At 37.2% G+C, this 21,081-nt stretch carries 24 protein-coding genes; 22 read left to right on the top strand and 2 right to left on the bottom strand.

All coding sequences use genetic code 11. The features are described 5' to 3' along the window. Positions 1 to 149 precede the first annotated feature (149 nt). Positions 150 to 1,433 carry a Glu/Leu/Phe/Val family dehydrogenase gene (locus GLW08_RS17245; protein WP_160849893.1) on the top strand — a complete coding sequence of 428 codons (1,284 nt, stop codon included), beginning with the start codon at positions 150 to 152 and terminating at the stop codon, positions 1,431 to 1,433. A gap of 150 nt (positions 1,434 to 1,583) precedes the next feature. Next, positions 1,584 to 2,564: a YpdA family putative bacillithiol disulfide reductase gene (locus tag GLW08_RS17250; protein ID WP_160849894.1), complete on the top strand. Its 981-nt coding sequence runs from the start codon at positions 1,584 to 1,586 to the stop codon at positions 2,562 to 2,564. A 311-nt stretch (positions 2,565 to 2,875) separates the two neighbouring features. Here the strand turns inward: GLW08_RS17250 and GLW08_RS17255 are convergent, their stop codons facing one another. Further along, positions 2,876 to 3,844, bottom strand: a complete 969-nt coding sequence (locus tag GLW08_RS17255) for an asparaginase domain-containing protein (RefSeq protein WP_160849895.1) — start codon at positions 3,842 to 3,844, stop codon at positions 2,876 to 2,878. A gap of 89 nt (positions 3,845 to 3,933) precedes the next feature. Between GLW08_RS17255 and prsW the strand changes: the two genes are divergently transcribed. The 9 genes from prsW (at position 3,934) to fni (ending at position 11,654) form a co-directional block, all read left to right on the top strand. Next, the gene (prsW, locus tag GLW08_RS17260) at positions 3,934 to 4,620 is read left to right on the top strand and encodes a glutamic-type intramembrane protease PrsW (RefSeq protein WP_160849896.1); all 687 of its coding nucleotides are present in this window, start codon (positions 3,934 to 3,936) and stop codon (positions 4,618 to 4,620) included. Between the two features lie 166 nt (positions 4,621 to 4,786). Beyond that, a complete protein-coding gene (gene sleB / locus GLW08_RS17265) occupies positions 4,787 to 5,647 on the top strand; it encodes a spore cortex-lytic enzyme (RefSeq protein ID WP_160849897.1) in 861 nt (286 codons plus the stop codon). 21 nt (positions 5,648 to 5,668) lie between these two features. Further along, complete coding sequence (gene ypeB, locus GLW08_RS17270; RefSeq protein WP_160849898.1) at positions 5,669 to 7,009, top strand: germination protein YpeB; 1,341 nt, start codon at positions 5,669 to 5,671, stop codon at positions 7,007 to 7,009. Between the two features lie 90 nt (positions 7,010 to 7,099). Next, positions 7,100 to 7,765, top strand: coding sequence for a flagellar brake protein (locus GLW08_RS17275; RefSeq protein ID WP_160849899.1), 666 nt, complete (start codon positions 7,100 to 7,102; stop codon positions 7,763 to 7,765). Positions 7,766 to 7,823: 58 nt separating this feature from the next. Next, on the top strand, positions 7,824 to 8,024 hold the full coding sequence (locus tag GLW08_RS17280; protein ID WP_160849900.1) for a DUF5359 family protein: 201 nt from the start codon (positions 7,824 to 7,826) through the stop codon (positions 8,022 to 8,024). A gap of 79 nt (positions 8,025 to 8,103) precedes the next feature. Beyond that, positions 8,104 to 8,787 (top strand): (d)CMP kinase, encoded by a 684-nt coding sequence (gene cmk, locus GLW08_RS17285; protein WP_160849901.1) that lies wholly within the window; start codon positions 8,104 to 8,106, stop codon positions 8,785 to 8,787. A 2-nt stretch (positions 8,788 to 8,789) separates the two neighbouring features. Beyond that, positions 8,790 to 9,371 carry a lysophospholipid acyltransferase family protein gene (locus GLW08_RS17290; RefSeq protein WP_160849902.1) on the top strand — a complete coding sequence of 194 codons (582 nt, stop codon included), beginning with the start codon at positions 8,790 to 8,792 and terminating at the stop codon, positions 9,369 to 9,371. A gap of 99 nt (positions 9,372 to 9,470) precedes the next feature. Further along, the gene (gene rpsA, locus GLW08_RS17295) at positions 9,471 to 10,607 is read left to right on the top strand and encodes a 30S ribosomal protein S1 (RefSeq protein WP_160849903.1); all 1,137 of its coding nucleotides are present in this window, start codon (positions 9,471 to 9,473) and stop codon (positions 10,605 to 10,607) included. 15 nt (positions 10,608 to 10,622) lie between these two features. Beyond that, a complete protein-coding gene (gene fni, locus GLW08_RS17300; protein WP_160849904.1) occupies positions 10,623 to 11,654 on the top strand; it encodes a type 2 isopentenyl-diphosphate Delta-isomerase in 1,032 nt (343 codons plus the stop codon). A gap of 256 nt (positions 11,655 to 11,910) precedes the next feature. On the opposite strand, the gene GLW08_RS17305 is transcribed toward fni, so the two are convergent. Next, a complete protein-coding gene (locus GLW08_RS17305) occupies positions 11,911 to 12,039 on the bottom strand; it encodes a YpzI family protein (RefSeq protein ID WP_160849905.1) in 129 nt (42 codons plus the stop codon). A 105-nt stretch (positions 12,040 to 12,144) separates the two neighbouring features. Between GLW08_RS17305 and GLW08_RS17310 the strand changes: the two genes are divergently transcribed. The 11 genes from GLW08_RS17310 to mtrB all read left to right on the top strand — a co-directional run bounded on the left by GLW08_RS17310 (position 12,145) and on the right by mtrB (position 21,033). Further along, the gene (locus tag GLW08_RS17310; RefSeq protein ID WP_160849906.1) at positions 12,145 to 12,747 is read left to right on the top strand and encodes a YphA family membrane protein; all 603 of its coding nucleotides are present in this window, start codon (positions 12,145 to 12,147) and stop codon (positions 12,745 to 12,747) included. Then, positions 12,744 to 13,640 (top strand): YIEGIA domain-containing protein, encoded by an 897-nt coding sequence (locus tag GLW08_RS17315; RefSeq protein ID WP_160849907.1) that lies wholly within the window; start codon positions 12,744 to 12,746, stop codon positions 13,638 to 13,640. Before GLW08_RS17310 ends, GLW08_RS17315 begins: the two co-directional genes overlap by 4 nt. Further along, the gene (locus GLW08_RS17320) at positions 13,637 to 13,822 is read left to right on the top strand and encodes a capping complex subunit for YIEGIA (protein ID WP_160849908.1); all 186 of its coding nucleotides are present in this window, start codon (positions 13,637 to 13,639) and stop codon (positions 13,820 to 13,822) included. The genes GLW08_RS17315 and GLW08_RS17320 overlap by 4 nt, the downstream gene beginning before the upstream one ends. A gap of 272 nt (positions 13,823 to 14,094) precedes the next feature. Next, positions 14,095 to 15,405 carry a ribosome biogenesis GTPase Der gene (gene der, locus GLW08_RS17325; protein ID WP_160849909.1) on the top strand — a complete coding sequence of 437 codons (1,311 nt, stop codon included), beginning with the start codon at positions 14,095 to 14,097 and terminating at the stop codon, positions 15,403 to 15,405. 13 nt (positions 15,406 to 15,418) lie between these two features. Then, positions 15,419 to 16,459 carry an NAD(P)H-dependent glycerol-3-phosphate dehydrogenase gene (locus GLW08_RS17330; protein ID WP_160849910.1) on the top strand — a complete coding sequence of 347 codons (1,041 nt, stop codon included), beginning with the start codon at positions 15,419 to 15,421 and terminating at the stop codon, positions 16,457 to 16,459. Between the two features lie 77 nt (positions 16,460 to 16,536). Further along, positions 16,537 to 16,791: a stage VI sporulation protein F gene (locus GLW08_RS17335; RefSeq protein WP_160849911.1), complete on the top strand. Its 255-nt coding sequence runs from the start codon at positions 16,537 to 16,539 to the stop codon at positions 16,789 to 16,791. Positions 16,792 to 17,083: 292 nt separating this feature from the next. Continuing rightward, complete coding sequence (locus GLW08_RS17340) at positions 17,084 to 17,281, top strand: DUF2768 domain-containing protein (RefSeq protein WP_160849912.1); 198 nt, start codon at positions 17,084 to 17,086, stop codon at positions 17,279 to 17,281. Positions 17,282 to 17,304: 23 nt separating this feature from the next. Then, on the top strand, positions 17,305 to 18,042 hold the full coding sequence (locus tag GLW08_RS17345) for a hypothetical protein (protein ID WP_160849913.1): 738 nt from the start codon (positions 17,305 to 17,307) through the stop codon (positions 18,040 to 18,042). A 308-nt stretch (positions 18,043 to 18,350) separates the two neighbouring features. Then, positions 18,351 to 19,829, top strand: a complete 1,479-nt coding sequence (gene spoIVA, locus GLW08_RS17350; RefSeq protein ID WP_160849914.1) for a stage IV sporulation protein A — start codon at positions 18,351 to 18,353, stop codon at positions 19,827 to 19,829. Positions 19,830 to 20,271: 442 nt separating this feature from the next. Beyond that, positions 20,272 to 20,544: an HU family DNA-binding protein gene (locus GLW08_RS17355; protein WP_036818539.1), complete on the top strand. Its 273-nt coding sequence runs from the start codon at positions 20,272 to 20,274 to the stop codon at positions 20,542 to 20,544. 258 nt (positions 20,545 to 20,802) lie between these two features. Continuing rightward, entirely contained in the window at positions 20,803 to 21,033 is a 231-nt protein-coding gene (gene mtrB, locus GLW08_RS17360; RefSeq protein WP_202406218.1) for a trp RNA-binding attenuation protein MtrB, read from the top strand. The last annotated feature ends 48 nt before the right edge of the window (positions 21,034 to 21,081 follow it).

Raw genomic sequence — 21,081 nt, forward strand, 5'->3', positions numbered from 1 at the left:
GAAACCCACTTATAATGAAATCGCTTACAGCTTTTAAATGAGCATAATTGTTTATATCCTGTTGCATATGTGAATAGAACATGTATACTAATTGCTGTATAGAAACAGGATGACTTTGACTGAACTGATTATTCATGGGAGGTAAGTTCATGGTAGCCGATAAAGCAACTGATTCTGCAAATGAAAATAACAATGAAAAGATGGATGTATTAAAATCAACACAAACAGTAGTAAGTAATGCTCTAGAGAAACTAGGTTATCCAAAAGAGGTTTTTGAATTATTAAAAGAACCAGTTCGAATGATGTCAGTACGTATTCCAGTACGTATGGATAATGGCTCTATTAAAATATTTACGGGCTACAGAGCTCAGCATAATGATGCTGTAGGTCCGACAAAGGGTGGGGTTCGATTCCATCCAAATGTAACAGAAAAAGAAGTGAAAGCTCTTTCTATTTGGATGAGCTTAAAAGCAGGCATTGTTGACCTTCCTTATGGTGGAGGTAAGGGAGGCATTGTTTGTGATCCAAGAGAAATGTCCTTCAGAGAATTAGAAGGGTTAAGTCGTGGATACGTTCGTTCGATAAGTCAAATTGTAGGACCTACAAAAGATATACCTGCACCAGACGTCTTTACAAATTCTCAAATCATGGCTTGGATGATGGATGAATACAGTCGTATTGACGAATTTAATAACCCTGGATTCATCACAGGTAAACCTATTGTATTGGGTGGTTCACATGGTCGTGAGTCAGCTACAGCAAAGGGAGTTACTATCTGTATCGAAGAAGCAGCAAAAAAGAAAGACATTAACATTAAAGGTGCTCGAGTCGTTATTCAAGGATTTGGAAACGCTGGTAGCTTCTTAGCGAAATTCATGCATCATAAGGGTGCAAAAGTTATAGGCATTTCAGACGCATATGGTGCCTTACATGATCCAGAAGGTTTGGACATTGATTACTTATTAGATCGTCGTGATAGTTTTGGGGCGGTCACTAACCTCTTCAAAAATACCATTTCAAATCAAGAACTGCTTGAATTGGATTGTGATATCTTAGTACCAGCAGCTATTGAGAATCAAATTACAGAAGAGAATGCTCATAATATAAAAGCAAGTATTGTAGTTGAAGCAGCAAATGGCCCAACCACATTAGAAGCTACTAAGATCCTTTCAGAACGTGAAATCCTACTTGTCCCTGACGTTTTAGCATCAGCTGGAGGAGTAACCGTTTCTTATTTTGAATGGGTACAAAACAACCAAGGCTATTATTGGAGCGAAGAAGAAGTGGAAGAAAAGCTTCATAAAGTTATGGTGAAAGGGTTTAACTCAGTATATAATACAGCAGAAACAAGACGAATTGATATGCGTCTTGCGTCGTACATGGTTGGCGTAAGGAAGATGGCAGAAGCAGCACGCTTCCGTGGATGGATATAGCTTGAAACTTTACTTAGCATCTCCTATCATAATGTTGGTAGGAGATGCTTTTATTTTGTAAATAAAGATGAGCTATACGTTATATAATAAAAAATCTTATTCCATTCAGAAAAATTCTAAGCTGTTTTCATCTAAGAGGAGTGAAATAAAGTGCAAAAAGAAGAAGTGATTATTATTGGAGCTGGTCCTTGTGGTATGTCTGCCGCTATTGAACTTCAAGAGCGTGGCATAAATCCTCTCCTTATAGAAAAAGGGAATGTGGTAAATTCTATTCACAATTACCCAACCCATCAAATGTTTTTTAGTTCCAGTGAAAAATTAGAAATTGGCCAGATGCCGTTTATCACGGAACATAAAAAGCCGGTTCGGAACCAGGCTTTAGCCTATTATCGTGCTGTAGCACAACGTAAAAACTTACGTATAAATGCTTTTGAAAAAGTTGAGAAAGTTAATAAAGAAGATTATCACTTCCACTTATGTACACTAAAGAAAAATGGTGAGCAAGTTGAATATATTGCAAATAAAGTGATTATTGCCACTGGCTACTATGATCAACCGAATTATATGGGAATTAAAGGTGAGACTTTAGATAAGGTTATGCACTATTTCAAGGAACCTCACCCTTATTTTGATAAAGAAGTAGTTGTCATTGGGGGCAAGAACTCAGCCGTAGATACGACACTAGAGCTTGTCAAAGCAGGAGCTCGGGTTACTGTTCTATATCGTGGTGCTGAATACTCTAAAAGTGTTAAGCCGTGGATTCTACCTGAATTTGATGCTTTAGTGCAAAAAGAAGACATTAAAATGGAGTTTAATGCTACCGTAACAGAAATTACGGAAGATAAAGTATTTTACGAAGTAAATGGGCAAACGTATGAAGTGGAAAATGATTTTGTGTTTGCCATGACTGGATATCATCCAGACCATAGCTTTTTAAAGCAAATGGGAATCACTATTGAAGAAGATACTGGTAGACCTAGTTTTCATGACGAAACGATGGAAACAAATGTACCAGGTCTTTTTATTGCAGGTGTTATTGCAGCTGGGTATAACAATAATGAAATCTTTATTGAAAATGGACGACATCATGGTGAGTTTATTGCTAAGGCCATTTGTGGAGAACAATTATAATAAAGGAAAAAGAGGCTGCGACATAATTGCTTTAGCCTATTAAAAATCCGAACTATAATTCGAAATCTTCTTTATGAGGATTCGAAATAGTTCGGAATTTTTCTTTATAAATTTCTGTTTTCTTATTATCATTCGTCTTTAGAACTGGGTGTCCCAGCCCCTTTTTTCGATGAAAACATGTGCCTCTTAGAGGTTTAGATTCAGTGTCAGTAACGTAGTATCATACATGGTATTTTTCTTTTATCTTTTTCAAATAGATTAAGTCTGTATTTATCCAATCACCTTAATGTTATTTTTGTAAGATCTACTAACTAGGCAAATATTGCCACTAGATCGTGTGGATTACGAGTTAGTTCTAATGAAATCATTAGTTTTATTCTAGCTTTAGGTCCTGTAAGACCATTTGAAAAAATTACCCCCATATCCTTCAATTGTTTTCCTCCACCTTCATAGCTATAAATATCTTGAACGATACCTTGATAGCACCTAGATACAAGTACAACAGGTGTACCTGAATTCACAATATCCCGAAGAGGTTTAACCAATGCAGGGGGGATATTTCCTTGCCCTAAAGCTTCTATAACTAACCCATCTATATTAGTTGTTCGAATAGCTTCTAAAATGGATTGATCCATTCCGGCGTACGTTTTTAACAGCGCTACATGGGTTGAGATTGTTTGAATAGGATAGGACTCATGTTTCGTTAACGTATGATGGAAAAAAGTCCCTCGTTTTGTCACCATACCTATTGGGCCATATTGTGGGCTTTGAAAGGTTGCCACATTACTTGTAGAAGTCTTCGTAACGTTTTGAGCTGTGTGAATTTCATCATTCATGACTACAAGGACACCTTTATCCTTAGCCTCTTCAGAACAAGCTACTCTTACAGAGGTAATCAGATTATAAAGTCCATCAGAACCAATCTCATTTATCGATCTCATTGCTCCTGTTACAACTACAGGCTTACGTGTTTGTAAATACAAATCTAAGAAGTAAGCTGTCTCTTCTAGTGTATCTGTACCATGAGTAACGACGATTCCATCATAATCTTCAGTAGCTAGTTGTTCATGAATCCTTGATCCTAACTGCAGCATATTTTTTGGTGTCATATGAGGGGAGGGAATATGAAATAAAACTTCATCTTTTATATGTGCGAACTCTGCTAAAGAGGGTACTACCTCATATAAGGGATGTTCCGTTGCTGGTGAAACTTCTCCAGTATCTTTATCTTCCTTCATAGAAATAGTTCCACCTGTATGTATAATCAGAACATTTTTCACTTCTATCACCTACTCATTAAGTTAGTATTTTATTTCCAATATGTTCATGATACGATGGAATAGATGTGAATGGAAGGGGAGTGACGGTCTTGTTTGCAATTTTATCTGCAGCGGTTGCACCAGGTTTTTCCTTGCTTGCCTTTGTTTATTTAAAGGACCGTTTTGATTCTGAGCCCTTTTCCAAGGTACTACGAACGTTTATATTGGGTGCATTATTGGTTTTTCCTATTATGTTTATTCAATACGCTTTTGAACAGGAAGGTGTAGCTCAGACACCATTCCTAAAATCATTTTTGTTATCTGGTGCATTGGAAGAGTTCTTTAAGTGGTTTATCTTCTTGTATGCAATATATAAACACACGGAGTTTGAGGGTCGTTATGATGGAATAGTTTATGGGGTTTCCATCAGCCTTGGCTTTGCTACGGTAGAAAATCTTTTGTATTTATTAGCTAATGGTATATCACTCGCTTTTTTAAGGGCTTTATTTCCAGTGTCTTGTCATGCACTTCTAGGAGTGTTGATGGGGTATTATATGGGAAGAGCCAAGGTAGGAGCTGTTAAAAATCAATATAAGGTTCTTACGGTTGCGCTTTTAATACCAGCAATTTTACATGGTTTCTATGATATAGTGTTAGAAGTTCAGAGTAGTAATGTGATATATGTATTAATCCCTTTTATGATTATGCTTTGGTTTATGGCACTTCATAAAATAAAGACAACCAACCAAAGGAGAGAAAACGTTATTCCAATTGAAAAACGAAAATGGAAAGCTTAGAAACAGTCTACCGTATATAGTAGGCTGTATTTTTTTATCTTTTTTACAATCGTTCTGGAAAGTTGCAAGGTACTCATTCTTATTTAGCCACAAGTTATGTATAAAAGCACTGTAGTTTCAAAAACTAGATGCGACAACTAGATCATTTATATCAGGAGGAGCAGCAATGAAACTTATTCGGATCATTTCAATCGTACTGTTACTCGTGGTGCTATCTATTTCTATACCATCTAGCTATATGGAGGAAACACAAGCCTTCAGTCAACGAACTTTACAAAAAGGGGCAACAGGTGATGATGTTATAGAATTGCAAGCGAGATTACAGTATATAGGTTTTTACAATGGGAACATTGATGGCGTATTTGGTTGGGGAACATATTGGGCTCTACGAAATTTTCAACAGGATTTTGGTTTGAAGATTGATGGGTTACTAGGTGGAGAAACGAAGCAAAAACTAGTGGCAGCAACGAAATATGACAAACAATATGTGAAACAAAAAATTCGTTCAGGCAAGGACTTTACTTATTATGGTGGTGTACCAAAAGAAATTCAAACAGAAGATGGAGGTCAACCTCAGACAACAAATCAAGGAAATCAACAAAAGGCAGAGCAGGGGGAGCAACAAGCTAAAGAAAAATCTGGTGCAACAGCTGTGAACATACCATCAGGTTATTCTCAGAATGACATTCAATTGATGGCGAATGCAGTACATGGAGAGGCGCGTGGAGAGCCTTATGTAGGACAAGTTGCAGTCGCTGCCGTCATATTGAATCGAGTTGAGAACGCTTCTTTTCCGAATTCGGTATCAGGCGTCATATTTGAACCAAGAGCTTTTACAGCAGTAGCAGACGGTCAGATTTGGTTAACCCCAGATGAAAAGTCAAAAGAAGCAGTTATTGATGCTCTTAATGGTTGGGATCCTTCTGGGCAAGCTATCTACTACTTTAATCCAAATACAGCTACGTCAGATTGGATTTGGAGTAGACCTCAAATTAAGAAGATAGGAAAACACATTTTCGCAAAATAAACGAGGAAAGGAAGTGGGGGTATGATTCGCTGGTTATTAATAGGCGTGCTGGCTCTTGGAATAGTTGGAACAGGAGTATGGGGTTATCAAGAGCACAAAGAAAAAAACGCCATACTTGTTCAGGCAGAGAATTCGTATCAGAGAGCTTTTCATGATTTAACATATCAAATGGAGTTACTCCACGACAAAATGGGTACTGTTTTAGCGATGAACACTCAAAAACAGCTATCACCTCAGTTAGCTGATATTTGGAGATTAACTTCTGAAGCTCACAATGATGTAGGTCAACTTCCGTTAGTGCTATTACCTTTTAATAAAACGGAAGAATTTTTAGCGAACATCGGTGAATTTAGTTATAGGACTGCGATAAGAGACTTAAGCAAAAAACCTTTGTCGGATGATGAAGTTTCCATGCTTAACAAGTTATACAAACAATCTGGAGAAATTAAAAATGAGTTAAGGAAAGTTCAACATACTGTATTGAATGAGAATTTAAAGTGGATGGATGTTGAGTTAGCGTTAGCGACGGAAGATAAGAGTGACAACAAAATTATTGATGGATTTAAAACAGTCGAAAAAAACGTTGAAGGGTATTCTGAAGGTGATCTAGGTCCTATGTTTACAGGAGCTACAAATGATAATCATGAATTTAGATTTGTGAAGGGGGAAGATTTGTCAGAAGAGGAAGCCAAAGAAAAAACAAAAAACATCTTTTCTATACCTGAAGGTGCAAACATCACCATGACAAAAAGTGGGAAAGGGGCTGAAATCCCTACCTACAGTATTTCTTATCGTGGAGATAGAAAGAACGGATATATGGATATGACGATTAAAGGTGGCAATCCCATTGATATCATGGTCGATAGGAAAGTAAAAGAACAGGAATTAAGCCTTTATAAAGGGTTAAATAAAGCAGAGGAATTTTTAAAAAGGCATGAGTATAAGGGAATGGAAGCTTTTCAAAGTAGTCAATATGACAACATAGGGGTTTATAGTTTTCTATACGTCCAAGACGAAGTAAGAGTCTATCCGGACTCGATGCAAGTTAAAGTTGCTTTGGATAATGGAGATGTATTAGGTCTTTCCGCTAGAGACTTTTTAAGAAATCATGAGCAACGATCTTTTCCAAAACCTGCTCTCTCAGAAGAAAAAGCAAAAGAAAATGTAAATCCAAATGTAAAAATTCAGGAACATCACTTAGCTCTTATTGAAAATGATCTTAATGAAGAGGTTTTATGTTATGAATTTGTTGGTACTATGGGTGAAAGTACCTATCGGATTTTTATAAATGCAAAGGATGGCACTGAAGAAAAAGTAGAGAAATTGAAGCAATCTGAAATGAAATTTGGTCAAACTGCTTAGGGAAAGATGAAACTTGTCTTTCCCTTTTTTGATTTTTTTGCCATAATAATGAATAGATGCTCACAACCGATAGGGAGAGAGGGAAAGAGCTTGATTAAAATCGGAATGCCTATTACTTTAGAACTAAAGAATGCACATGACAATCATCTTGAAACCTACCGCTCAAAAGTCGTGGAAGAAGAAGAAGGCGTGCTTTATATTGATTACCCAGTTAATGAACAGTCAGGGAAAACTGGTTTTTTTCTTGAAGGTACTCAATTTAAAGTAACATTTGTTGGAACAGATGGTTCAGTATATGTCTTTCATACGGATGTACGTGGGAGAAGGAAACTTACCATACCAGTTTTAACGCTGCACTTTCCTGAAAAAGAAAAATTGCTTCGTATACAACGTAGAAAATATGTAAGAGTGGAGAGCTCTGTTGACGCAAGTGTTCATGGTGTGAACGAAACAGTTACACCATTTACAACCGTTACAGCAGATATTAGTGGTGGAGGTGCAGCCATTATTTCTCCTTCCGCACATACAATAGAACAAAATCAGCTTCTTGAAGTATGGTTCATTATTCCATTATCCTCTGGTGAAATGCATTATATCTATACAAAATCAAGGGTAATACGCGTATGGAAAGAGAATAAAGACCATAATGAAAAGGTCTCATTAGAATTTGAAAACATTGATGAAAATGATCGTCAAACGATTATTCGTTACTGTTTTGAAAAGCAATTATCTCTTAGAAAGCGAGGTATTCGTTAAACTGAATAGAAGATGTATGGAAGGATACAATATAGGATAAAAAAGGTAGCGATTCATATTGAAACGTATAGAACAATGGTTAGTCATTCTTGTATTCTTTCATGCCGTGATGCTTTTGGGTGTACAATGGATGTTACTACATACAGATATGGGCTTTTATATTCATCCAATTTATGAATACTTTGGTGTGAATAAAGAGTATCAAGGAGAAATTCTTGAAACAATAGACCGAATCTTTCAAGATGTGTTATCATTTTGAAGAATAAAGACTGTACTCCATAAACAAGCAGGATTCCCTGCTTGTTTACTTTTTGATTGGAATAAGAGAGGGATGCACAATGAATCATAACTTAGCAATTGCAATAGATGGCCCAGCCGCTGCAGGTAAAAGTACTGTAGCGAAACGAGTAGCAGCGAAGCTATCTTATATTTATATTGACACTGGTGCTATGTACCGAGCACTAACATTAAAAGCACTAAGAGAGAATATAACTTTAGAAAATGAATCATCCGTATATAATATATTGATGAATTCTTCCATCTTATTGAAACAAAACAACCATAGTCAAAGTGTATTACTAGACCATCGAGATGTTACGGATGAAATAAGATCTCAACAAGTTACAAACAATGTCTCGGTAGTCGCTAAACACGGTTCTGTTCGAGAAGAAATGGTCAAAAGACAACAGGACTTAGCTGCTCAACGTGGGGTAGTAATGGACGGAAGAGATATTGGTACTCATGTAATTCCTGATGCGGAAGTCAAGATTTTTTTAATTGCCTCTGTAGATGAACGGGCAGAACGAAGGCATAAAGAAAATATGGAGAAAGGTTTTGACTCTAATCTTGAACAATTAAAAGAGGAAATTCGAAAACGAGATCAAATTGATTCAGAGCGTGAAGTAGCTCCATTACTTAAAGCTGAAGATGCCATTGAAATTGATACAACCTCTTTAACGATTGAAGAGGTTGCTGAAAAAATATTAGGCGTAGTTCTTAAGCATAAAGGAGAGGAAGAATAACTATGGCTTTATATCATTTTGCTAGATCCGTTTGTGCTACTCTTTTTTATCCTCGTTATCGTATTAAAGTAGAAGGAAAAGAGAATATACCTAGTGATGGACCAGTTATTATCTGTTCGAATCACATCTCCAATATGGACCCTGTTATCGTGGGGATTACAAACTCCAGAGATATTTATTTTATGGCAAAAGAAGAGTTGTTCAAAAATAAATTCTTAGGCGGGTTATTGAGACGTGTGCATGCATTCCCTATTAAAAGGGGGATGAAAGATCGTCAAGCTCTTCGCAAGGCAATGGATGTATTAAATGACAATCAAGCACTAGGTGTTTTTCCTGAAGGAACAAGAAGTAAAACAGGTGAGCTTAGCAGAGGGTTGGCAGGGGCTGGTTTTTTTGCTCTTCGTTCGGAGGCTACTGTCATCCCATGTGCAATAGTAGGATCCTATAAATCAAAACAACCTTTACGCGTGGTATATGGAAAACCAGTACCAATGGCCGATTTACGAGAAAGAAAAGCTTCCTCTCAAGAAGTAACAGATGTTATCATGGAAGAGATACAACATCTACTGGATAAAAAGCAATAGAATGTATGTTTTGCTTGACAAAATGCCATAAATATTAGAAGTTAGAACAAAGGATTAAATTTATGGCTGGTTGTGGTGGAATTGAAGGAGGTCTTGTAAATGGATGAAATGAATCAAGAAATGTCAGAAATGCCAAACGTTTCTGTCGGAGATGTACTAACAGGTAAGGTAGTAAAAGTCGAGGACAAGCAAGTGCTTGTAGATATCGGCTATAAAGTAGAAGGCATCGTACCGATCAGTGAACTATCTAGTCTTCATGTAGAGAAAGCTGCAGATATTGTGTCTGAAGGTGATGAACTAACGTTGAAGGTCAAGAAAATGGAAGATGATGAGATTGTATTGTCCAAGCGTGCAGTAGATGCAGAAACTGCATGGGAAGATCTAGAAGATAAGCTAGAAACTGGTGAAGTATTTGAAGCAGAAGTGAAGGATATCGTTAAAGGTGGACTTGTGGTAGATGTAGGTGTACGTGGTTTTATCCCTGCTTCTCTAGTGGAAACTTATTATGTTGAAGACTTCAATGAATATAAAGGTAAAACGCTTAAGTTAAAGGTTATTGAATTAGACCGTGAACAAAATCGCGTTATCCTTTCCCACAGTGCAGTAGTAGAAGATGAGAATGATGCACGTAAGCAATCATTATTACAATCTCTAGAAGCTGGTCAGGTGCTGGAAGGCACAGTTCAGCGAATCACAGATTTTGGTGCATTTGTTGACCTTGGTGGTATGGACGGTCTTGTGCATATCTCCCAATTAGCCCATGAGCACGTAGAAAAAGCTTCAGATGTAGTGGAAGAAGGACAACATATTAATGTGAAAGTCCTTTCTGTTGACCGAGATAATGAACGTATTTCTTTATCTCTTAAAGATACCCTGCCTGGACCTTGGGAACAGGTTGAGGAGAAAGTACGTCCAGGAGATGTACTTGAAGGAACAGTGCGTCGTTTAGTTAACTTTGGTGCCTTTATCGAGTTATTGCCTGGTGTTGAAGGACTTGTGCACATTTCTCAAATTGCAAATCGTCACATCGCTACACCTCAAGAGGTATTAGAAGAAGGACAAACGGTTAAAGTAAAAGTGTTGGATGTAAATGAAGATGAAAAACGAATCTCCTTAAGTATTAAAGAATTAGAAGAAGACCAAAGTCGCGCAGAAGTAGAGCAATATACGAAAGATGACGACTCTGGATTCCAACTAGGGGATTTCATCGGAGATAAGTTAAACAAATTAAAATAATACTTGGTGATATAATTGAGTCGATCAAAAAGAAAATTAGAACACATTAGACACGCAATAAGTCGTGATGAACAAGATATTAATAGCTTCGATGAAATGGAAATCATTCATCAAAGTTTAACTGATATCCATTGGGACGATATTTCTTTGCAGACTCAATTGGGCGAACTTACTTTAAGTTCGCCCCTTTTTGTCAATGCAATGACTGGTGGCGGTGGAGAAAAAACAGAAAATATTAACCGTCAATTGGCTATGGCTGCCAAAGAAACAGGCATTGCACTCGCTGTGGGCTCCCAGATGTCTGCGCTGAAAGATCCTAAAGAAAAAAGAAGTTATGAAATTGTTCGTGAAGAGAATCCAAATGGTATTATTTTCGCGAATATTGGTAGTGAAGCTACTTTAGACCAAGCCAAAGAAGCGGTGGATATGCTTAAGGCTGATGCCCTTCAAATACATTTGAATGTGTTACAGGAACTAATCATGCCAGAAGGTGATCGTGATTTCACTAATCGATTACAAAAGATTGAACAAATTGTAAAAGCATTGGATGTACCTGTTATCATAAAAGAAGTCGGTTTTGGTGTGTCAATGGAATCTGCTCGTCAATTGAAGGAAATTGGTGTATCTTATATTGATGTTGGAGGTAAGGGAGGAACAAACTTCTCTAAAGTTGAGAATAAACGTAGAAAGCAACCTTTCTCTTCCTTCAATCAATGGGGCGTTCCTTCATCCATTTCCGTTAAAGAGGTGAAAAGTGTATTTCCTGAATGTAATGTTATCGCATCTGGTGGTATGAGGAATGGACTTGATGGAGCAAAAGCTTTTGTACTCGGTGCTAATGCTTTTGGTATGGCAGGTCATTTATTAAGGATTTTAATGAAAGAAGATTTAGAAACACTAGTTCAGGAAATTAACCACATTCACCACGAGTTTACCATTGCAATGATGGTTTTAGGTGCCAAAGATACCTACATGTTAGACGGAAAACCACATATTTTCACAGGTAGAACCAAAACATGGCTAGAACAAAGGCTTCCATCGTTTTAATATAACTCTATTGTCTCCAAACAATTGGTAAAATGGAACGGTGATGTTTGAATCAACAACAAATGTCGTAAGTGAAAAAGCCCCGCTCGAGTAATGCCTCGAGTGGGGCTCTTTCTGTGTATATAGGAATTATTAAAATGTTTCCTTGTGTAGCCACATAAAAAGTAATGAAGGTCATCTTAAGTTAATGCAACCATCGAGTTTGTAAGTCGCTAGCAGGAGGATTACGCTTTTCTTATTAGTAGTATCTTTCGTTTTATTTCTTCTTGTTTTCAGTTTGTTCATTCTCCATAAATGTGCTTCCTTTTGGGTGTGACTGTGTGTCACGGTCGCTTTCGACACGGCGCTCTTTTCGAAGTTTCTTTTCTTGTCGGTCTTTGCCCATATCTAACCCCTCCTTTTAGTATAGTTTTCAAAGTTTTTCTTAGATTATACATGATTAGATTCATCTCAATTGACCATAATGGTAAGGATAGAGAGGGGATTTGGGATGGAGGGCATATATTTTTATTATACCAGTTGGTTTTTATGGGTTATGTTTACATTTTTATCTAACAAAACTTCTACAAGATTTTATGCTTCATTGTTAATTTTATTATTGCTAAATAGTGTATCCTATTCAATTAATATAGGTTCGTATAATATATCTCTTACAGCAATTATTATTATAGTCAGCTCTTTAGTCATCTTGTCCCTACAAAAGCAACAAGTAAAAGCTGTGGTCATTTCGATTTCGATAGGGTTAGGTTACACAGGTGCTTTGTTTTGGGAAGCCGTTAGTCCGGTATGGTTAGTACTTCCGAGATTGTTACTCGTTACGTTACTTGCCTATTTATTGGTGTACGTGGCTGTTCATCAAATATGGATGAGAATAGGGGTATGGGGGCTTGGATCTGTATTAGGAGAGGTTATTTACTCTATTTACGTGGGGGAAATGGGATACAGGGAGCCAATTGGTGAGATGGCATACTTAGATATGTATAGTCTTGTCATCTTCATGGTATTAACTACAACATCATTCTTATATGTTGTAAATGAAGTAGAAGGTATGATTACTCAACGAATTAAAAGGAAAGTGGGAATGAAGCCGTGAATGAATTTACTTATCCTATCCTTTTTGGGGTAGTAGTCGGAGTTCTAGCGAGGCTTCTTATGCTTCGTACAGATTATCGACAGTACCCAACCTATCTACATGGTAAAGTTATTCATCTGTCGCTTGGGTTCATTGCTGCATTATTAGGGACGATTGCAGTTCCGGCTATTATTGAGAAGGAATATACGGCTGTTACATTCTTAACGATTGCAGCTAGTCAATTTCGGGAAGTACGCAATATGGAACGTAATACTTTGACAGAATTAGATGCATATGAATTAGTCCCTAGAGGAAATACATATATAGAAGGGATAGCCATTGCATTTGAAGGACGAAATTACTTAGTTATTTTTTCCTCATTTTTAGCTACCTTTGGTTATTTGGTTTGGAATATTTGGGTTGCTATAGGTGTATCCATTGTATCTTTTATACTCATTAGAAAGTACATGAGTGGGAATTCACTTAAAGATATAGTGGATATTGAATATGCACAACCTCATTTTGATGGAGCAGGTCTTTATGTAGATGATATTTACATCATGAACATAGGGTTGCCGCAGCGGCAAGAAGAAATAGTAGAATACGGAATGGGATTCGTATTAAGGCCAAAGAATTTTAATGTCCGATCTACCATTGCCAACTTAGGTCAAAGACAAGCTATCCTACATGATGTATCTGTTTCGTTGGGAGTTTTTCGCGATAGTGGTACACCTGCACTTGTACCACTTATCAAGCGAGATCTTGACGATGGAAGGATAGGGGTGTTCGTTTTGCCGCAAGAAAGGGATAAACAAAGGGCCATTGATATTATAGGGGCGGTTCCCGTTCTTGAGAATGCGATTCGTATGCCAAGTGAATCTAAAACCAATAGACAAAAGAGGGGTTCTTCATGAAGATCGAGAAGGCAGTGTTAGCTGCTGTGACGACGAATCGTTCCAATGTTGATGGTGGTACACCAATCTTTATTTGTGAGTCAAAAGAGGAGATGGACCAATTGGCATCAAATCTCGAAGCAATTTTAGATGGAATAAGTCACGCTCTAAGTGATGAATTGTATATTATTGTGAAACATTAAAGTGAAATTGCAAATTAGTCTATTCACAACAAGAATCGAAGAAAAGCGTTGTTTGTGAAGTCTAGTTTTGCTAAAATAAAAAAGTTAAGAGTAAACCCTTCTTACTTGACAAGAGGGGTTTTTACAATGTGAATATTATCATGTAAGCGTAGAGGATGTGCTCTGCCTATGATTTTGTATCTGATGTCTGTAGAGTGCCAATCAGAATAACATTAAGGTATCGTAATAGTGGAAATTGAAATCGAAATAGAAAAGGAAAGGGTGATCCTTTCATGCGTAAATCAACAGTAGCAGTCGTAGGACGTCCAAACGTCGGAAAGTCAACTATATTCAATAGACTCGTTGGTGAAAGAATCTCTATTGTAGAAGATACACCAGGAGTTACCAGGGACCGTATTTATGCAGAAGCTGAATGGCTGAATACAAATTTCAACATCATTGATACAGGTGGAATTGAGCTTGGGGATGAGCCATTACTCGTGCAAATGCGTGCTCAAGCAGAAGTAGCTATTAATGAATCTGATGTCATTATTTTTATGGTTAATGGTCGAGAAGGCATAACAGGAGCAGATGAGGAAGTAGCCAAACTCCTTTATAAATCAAATAAGCCGGTCGTATTGGCAGTTAATAAAGTAGACAATCCAGATATGCGCGACCAGATATATGAATTTTATTCTTTAGGCTTTGGTGAACCATTCCCGATTTCTGGGACACATGGATTAGGTTTAGGTGATATGTTAGATGAAGTTGTTCACCACTTCCCAGAATTGGCTATTCCAGATGAAGAAGATGATACCATTCGTTTTAGCTTAATAGGTAGACCGAATGTCGGTAAGTCCTCGTTAGTTAATACGATTTTAGGAGAAGAACGGGTGATCGTTAGTGAAATGGAAGGTACGACTAGAGATGCCATCGATACATCATTTTCAAAAGATGATCGCGATTACGTTATCATTGACACAGCTGGAATGAGAAAACGTGGTAAAGTATATGAAACATTAGAGAAATATAGTGTGATGAGAGCATTAAAAGCGATTGAACGTTCCGATGTCGTATTAGTTGTGTTAGATGCTGAAACGGGAATCATTGAACAGGACAAGAAGATCGCAGGGTATGCCCATGATGCAGGAAGAGCCATTGTCATCGTTGTAAATAAATGGGATGCTATTGATCGAGATGAGAAAACCATGAAAGAATTTGAAGACAAAGTTCGTCAGCAATTTCAATTTTTGGATTATGCACCAATCGTCTATCTTTCTGCTAAAACGAAAAAACGTATTCATACATTAGTACCAAATATTTTACAAGCAAGTGAAAATCATACTAAGCGTGTTCAGTCTAGTATTCTAAACGAAGTGATTATGGATGCGTTAGCGATGAAACCAGTTCCTTCTCTAAAAGGGAAGAAGCTAAGAATATTTTATGCTACACAAGTAGCAGTAGCCCCTCCTACTTTTGTGGTGTTTGTCAACAATCCAGACTTATTACACTTTTCATATGAACGCTTTTTAGAGAATCGAATTCGAGAAGCTTTTGGCTTTGAAGGGACTCCGATAAAAATTTACGCTCGTCAGCGAAAGTAAAGGAGAGATTTGAATGGCTAAAGTAGCAGTTTTAGGTGCTGGTAGTTGGGGAACAGCTCTATCGATTGTGTTAGCTGATAACAACCATGATGTTCGTCTGTGGACTCATCGAGAAGACCAAGCAAATGAAATCAACCGTACTCATAAAAATGAACGTTATTTAAAAGAAGCTACCATTCCAACAACATTAAAAGCATATTCGGAATTGGAAAGCGCTCTGGAAGATGTGACGGCGGTTGTTCTCGTAGTTCCAACCAAAGCAATACGAGAGGTCTGTCAAAAAGTAACAAAGGCATTAACACGGAAAATAACGATTATTCATGCAACAAAAGGGATTGACCCTGATTCTTTAAAAAGAGTCTCGGAAATGATTCAAGAAGAAATGCCACCGGAACATTATGAAGATGTTGTCGTTCTTAGCGGCCCAAGTCATGCAGAGGAAGTAGGATTACGTCAACCCACAACAGTCACCGTCTCCTCTCAAACGATAAAAGAAGCAGAAGTGGCACAAGATTTATTTATAAATGAGAATTTCCGAGTTTATACCAACCCTGATGTGGTAGGAGTTGAACTCGGAGGTGCTTTAAAAAATATTATTGCCTTAGGAGCTGGAATTTCTGATGGACTTGGGTATGGAGACAATGCGAAATCTGCTCTCATAACAAGAGGTTTAGCTGAAATTGCTCGTCTGGGTACATCCATGGGCGCCAATCCACTTACATTCGCAGGATTAACAGGGGTTGGGGATCTAATTGTAACTTGTACTAGTCAACACAGTCGAAACTGGCGTGCTGGTAATATGTTAGGCAAAGGATATGCCTTAGATGATGTACTTGATCATATGGGAATGGTTGTGGAAGGTGTACGCACAACAAACGCAGCCTATAAGCTTTCTAAACAGCAACAAGTTGAGATGCCAATAACTGCTGGGATTGAACAGCTATTATTCCGTGGTGCTCACCCTAAAGACGTGGTTGATCAGTTAATGACTAGAGGTCGTCGTCATGAGATGGAAGACTTGGCAGATATCTTAGGGAATCAATTTTCTTCATAATCCTATAACCTATATGCTCACGCATGATTTTCCTCCGCATATACTATGTTGAAAGTTTATTATAAGGAGGAAATCGTGTGAGCGGATTTCAAAAAAAAGCGTTTGATCATCTACAAAAAAAAGCAAATATTTCATCAGATGAAATCTTTAAAGTGGCTGATTCAATGAAGAATGCCGATTTTAAAGATGAGAAAACGGTTCGTAATCTTGTAAAACAACTCTCTAAAATGGCTGGGAAACCTGTTTCTAAAGAAAAAGAAGATAAAATTGTAAAAGCCATTGTAGAAAATAATATGGACATGAATCAATTAAATCAAATGTTTAAAAAATAATGAACTATAGGCATTTGAGGATGCGTCTGAATCATTTTATGCATACTATAAATCGCAGCAGTAAAACATGAAGAGTTGTAACGTCAGGGTACTATTTAGTCAGACCGAGGTGAGTTTAGCCCCTATCACCTCGGTTTTTTGTACGTTCAGAAAATCTTTTTATAAATATAGGGGGGCATTCAATGAATTCCTTGTATGAGAGGTCCTTGCCACATTGATGGATTCTGTCATCGCCTGACGTGTGATATAATACATACGTCATTAGTACAACTATGTTTAAGGAGCTGGCTATATGTCTAGAGGAATGTTAAACATGTATATTTCTTTTGCCGGCATCATTTTTATGTTTCTTGCTATAGGATTGATTTTATTAAGTCGATATAAGTTATCCGGAATACTTAGTGGGATTACAGCTTTTCTTGCTTACATATTTTTGATGCTGGGTGGTATCATTATTTTCTACATTGTATTTAGTGGTCCTACATCTTAAGAAACAATAACGGAGGAATAGAGATGTCTCGGAAGTTTATGCTCATGATTGTGCTAATTCCCTTTATACTAACAGGGTGCTTGTATCCTGATGAAAATTTAACGAAAAATCAGGTGCCAAATACAGTTCAACTACAATCGATGCAGACAGCAATTGACCAATTTAAGGAGAGCCATCCATATGAGCTTCCTATAAAGAACAGAGAAAAGGAAACACCGGTTTTTCAAAAGTATCCAATTGATTTTAGTCGTTTAAAAGAAGCTAATATACTTGCGGAAGCACCAGGGAATTCATTTCAACGAGGTGGCGTGTATCAGTATGTTCTCATTCATCCTGAGGAAGATCCGACTGTAAAGGTTATTGATATTCGTGCTACTCAAAATTTGACACAAGTCAATATTCGACTTGCAGCCTATCGAAATGAACATCGTTATCCTCCTTTTGGAGAGAAAGTAGCTGATGATATATACACCATAAATTATAAGAAGCTGGGATATGATGATCCTCCACAGGTGAAAAGCCCGTACACACAAAATCTATTACCAATCGTAATGGATGTAGAAGGAGATCTTTATATCGATTATCGCCCAGACTTATATGATTTTCTGCAAAAATATGAACACAATTATAAAACCGGTGATGATATCCGATATCTTTTAGCAGAACATTCTCCAATTGTACCTGCGAATTCCCTTCCTTACACGATTAAGGATGGGGAACCAGTCTTTGACCCAAATATAAATTCACAAGATGCCTCATAATGAGGCATCTTTTTTTATATATTATATCAAGTCGCAAAAATATAAGGCATAAGAGTTTTCCGAGAGTCCTAGAAATAGGTAGCTTCTTTTTCTAATTACAAGCACATCTTTTTAGTCTTATGGCGAAAGACATGTCATATCATTCATTTAAGAGAGTTTTTACATCTTTGTTAAAAATCATGTTTTTCTAATAAAACAAGTCATAATTCACTAGGACAACATCATAGAATTGTATTGTCAAAGATTCGTAAGCGATTATGTCTTGCATGTCCAAGCGAAGTAGAAGTAAAGGATCGGGAGGGGATCACTTGGAAAGAGTAGATATTTTCAAAGATATCTCAAAACGAACTGATGGAGATATTTATTTAGGTGTAGTAGGAGCGGTTCGAACAGGTAAATCCACATTTATTAAAAAGTTTATGGAGCTAGTTGTGCTTCCAAATATCCAGGATGAAGGCGAAAGAGCACGAGCGCAAGATGAACTCCCGCAGAGCGCAGCAGGAAGAACAATCATGACTACAGAACCAAAATTTGTACCTAATCAAGCAGTGCAAGTTCATGTAGATGAAGGTCTAGATGTGAATTTCCGAGTTGTGGATTGCGTAGGATATACGGTAAATGGTGCAAAAGGGTATGAGGACGAGAATGGTCCAAGAATGATTCATACACCTTGGTATGAAGAGCCAATCCCTTTTCATGATGCAGCAGAGATTGGTACTCGTAAAGTAATTACAGAGCATTCCACTATTGGTGTAGTCGTTACGACAGATGGAACCATTGGTGAGATTCCAAGACATGATTATGTAGAAGCTGAAGAGCGAGTTGTTGAAGAATTACAAGAGGTAGGCAAGCCTTATATTATGATCATAAACTCTGTACGACCTCATAGTCAGGAAACAGAGTTGCTGAGACAGGAGCTACAGGAAAAATACGATATCCCTGTTATTGCTATGAGCGTAGAGAGTATGCGTGAAAATGATGTATATAATGTTTTGCGTGAAGCCCTTTATGAATTTCCTGTGCTTGAGGTTAACGTGAATTTACCAAGCTGGGTAATGGTGCTTAAAGAGGGACATTGGCTTCGTAAAAACTACCAAGAGGCTATTCAAGATACTGTAAAAGATATTAAAAGGCTAAGAGATGTTGATCGTGTAGTTGGTCAGTTCTCTGAGTATGATTACATTGATCGGGCACAGTTAGCTGGAATGGAAATGGGTGAAGGAGTAGCTGAAATTGACTTGAATGCACCAGATTATCTTTACGATCAAGTATTGAAAGAAATTGTGGGAGAAGAGATTCGTGGTAAAGATCACTTGCTACAATTAATGCAAGATTTTGCCCATGCTAAGCGAGAATATGACCAGGTATCTGAAGCTTTACAAATGGTGAAACAAACCGGATACGGAATTGCAGCTCCTGCTCTAGAAGATATGTTCCTGGATGAACCAGAAATCATTCGCCAAGGTTCACGTTTTGGTGTAAGGCTAAAGGCAGTAGCCCCATCTATTCATATGGTAAAGGTAGATGTAGAATCTGAATTCGCACCTATTATAGGAACTGAAAAGCAAAGTGAAGAACTAGTACGATATCTTATGCAAGACTTTGAAGAGGATCCGCTTTCTATTTGGAACTCAGACATATTTGGTCGTTCTTTAAGCTCTATCGTTCGTGAAGGAATTAGTGCAAAATTATCATTGATGCCTGAAAATGCTAGATACAAGTTGAAAGATACATTAGAACGTATCATTAATGAAGGTAGTGGCGGATTGATCGCAATCATTTTATAAGCGGTGATTCGCCGCTTTTTTTATGAAAATTAAAATATTTAGAAATATAGGAAATACCCTTATTTTTTCGCGTAAATAGCGAGAAATAAGGGTTTTTTTATAAATTTTTATAAAAAATTTTCCCGATGATTTTTTTCCGTATATGTAAGGGGTATTTGGTAAGTTGAAATGGTCTTAAACACTGTTATATCAAGGTTTGAGAGTTTTGTTAGAAAATTAAGTCATTTTAGTCTGAAATGGGTGTAAAACCTGATATGATAGCCTGAATGATGAAGAATCTTAGTGGTTTTTATTGAATTTCCTAGTCTCATCGTTTAATATAAGGCTTGTCATCAAGTTTTATTGATGATTTGTACGTATAAGACGTCAATAAAATGTGAACAAATGATAGTACAACATTTGTTCCAACATGAACAACCATCCCTGGGAGGAGGTGAATAGCATGAACAAGACTGATCTAATCAATGCAGTTGCAGAGAAAAGTGATCTTTCTAAAAAAGATGCTACACAAGCTGTGGACGCAGTATTTGAATCTATCTCTGATTCACTACAAAACGGTGATAAAGTACAACTAATTGGTTTCGGGAACTTTGAAGTACGTGAACGTGCAGCACGTAAAGGTCGTAACCCACAAACAGGTGAGGAAATCGAAATTTCTGCTAGCAAGGTTCCTGCATTTAAACCAGGTAAAGCCCTTAAAGATGCTGTAAAATAATTTTTACATATAGGGCTAATAACAGGCTGACTCAACTTGAGTCAGCCTTATTTTCCACTTCAATAGATAACTAGTTCCTTATCTACATATAAAATACCAAGATGTGAATTTTGTCTTATGTAAATTCATAACCTGCTCATGCATAGAATGCTTATCACAAATTTGTATCTATACAGCGTTTTAGAGCAATTCTTTATGAATTGACATAGGCTTAAATTTACGAGATAGTTAAATAAGAAAAGTACTAGGAGGATCTTCATGAGTAATGGAAAAAGTGGAGATTTTTTCGTGATAAAGGCTCTTCAAGATGGGGTGAATGTCATTGGTTTGACAAGAGGAACTGACACAAGGTTTCATCACTCAGAGAAACTAGATACTGGAGAAGTAATGATTGCTCAATTTACTGAGCATACTTCTGCAGTTAAGGTCAGGGGCAAAGCAATGATACAGACAAGTCACGGGGAAATGTACACAGATGAGGCAGAGTGAATCTCTCTGCTTTTTCTTTTTTTGGTACAACATACATAATTTGTGACC

Origin of the sequence: Pontibacillus yanchengensis (genome assembly GCF_009856295.1) — a bacterium.
GTDB lineage: Bacteria > Bacillota > Bacilli > Bacillales > BH030062 > Pontibacillus > Pontibacillus yanchengensis_A.

Excerpts from the sequence above, each read along its gene's own strand:
- GLW08_RS17245 (WP_160849893.1), top strand. The coding sequence starts at position 150 with ATGGTAGCCGATAAAGCAACTGATTCTGCAAATGAAAATAACAATGAA.
- GLW08_RS17345 (WP_160849913.1), top strand. The coding sequence starts at position 17,305 with ATGTCTCGGAAGTTTATGCTCATGATTGTGCTAATTCCCTTTATACTA.
- GLW08_RS17340 (WP_160849912.1), top strand. The coding sequence starts at position 17,084 with ATGTCTAGAGGAATGTTAAACATGTATATTTCTTTTGCCGGCATCATT.
- GLW08_RS17305 (WP_160849905.1), bottom strand. The coding sequence starts at position 12,039 with ATGGGCAAAGACCGACAAGAAAAGAAACTTCGAAAAGAGCGCCGTGTC.
- GLW08_RS17290 (WP_160849902.1), top strand. The coding sequence starts at position 8,790 with ATGGCTTTATATCATTTTGCTAGATCCGTTTGTGCTACTCTTTTTTAT.
- mtrB (WP_202406218.1), top strand. The coding sequence starts at position 20,803 with ATGAGTAATGGAAAAAGTGGAGATTTTTTCGTGATAAAGGCTCTTCAA.
- der (WP_160849909.1), top strand. The coding sequence starts at position 14,095 with ATGCGTAAATCAACAGTAGCAGTCGTAGGACGTCCAAACGTCGGAAAG.
- cmk (WP_160849901.1), top strand. The coding sequence starts at position 8,104 with ATGAATCATAACTTAGCAATTGCAATAGATGGCCCAGCCGCTGCAGGT.
- rpsA (WP_160849903.1), top strand. The coding sequence starts at position 9,471 with ATGGATGAAATGAATCAAGAAATGTCAGAAATGCCAAACGTTTCTGTC.
- GLW08_RS17355 (WP_036818539.1), top strand. The coding sequence starts at position 20,272 with ATGAACAAGACTGATCTAATCAATGCAGTTGCAGAGAAAAGTGATCTT.
- GLW08_RS17330 (WP_160849910.1), top strand. The coding sequence starts at position 15,419 with ATGGCTAAAGTAGCAGTTTTAGGTGCTGGTAGTTGGGGAACAGCTCTA.
- GLW08_RS17310 (WP_160849906.1), top strand. The coding sequence starts at position 12,145 with ATGGAGGGCATATATTTTTATTATACCAGTTGGTTTTTATGGGTTATG.
- GLW08_RS17320 (WP_160849908.1), top strand. The coding sequence starts at position 13,637 with ATGAAGATCGAGAAGGCAGTGTTAGCTGCTGTGACGACGAATCGTTCC.
- ypeB (WP_160849898.1), top strand. The coding sequence starts at position 5,669 with ATGATTCGCTGGTTATTAATAGGCGTGCTGGCTCTTGGAATAGTTGGA.
- sleB (WP_160849897.1), top strand. The coding sequence starts at position 4,787 with ATGAAACTTATTCGGATCATTTCAATCGTACTGTTACTCGTGGTGCTA.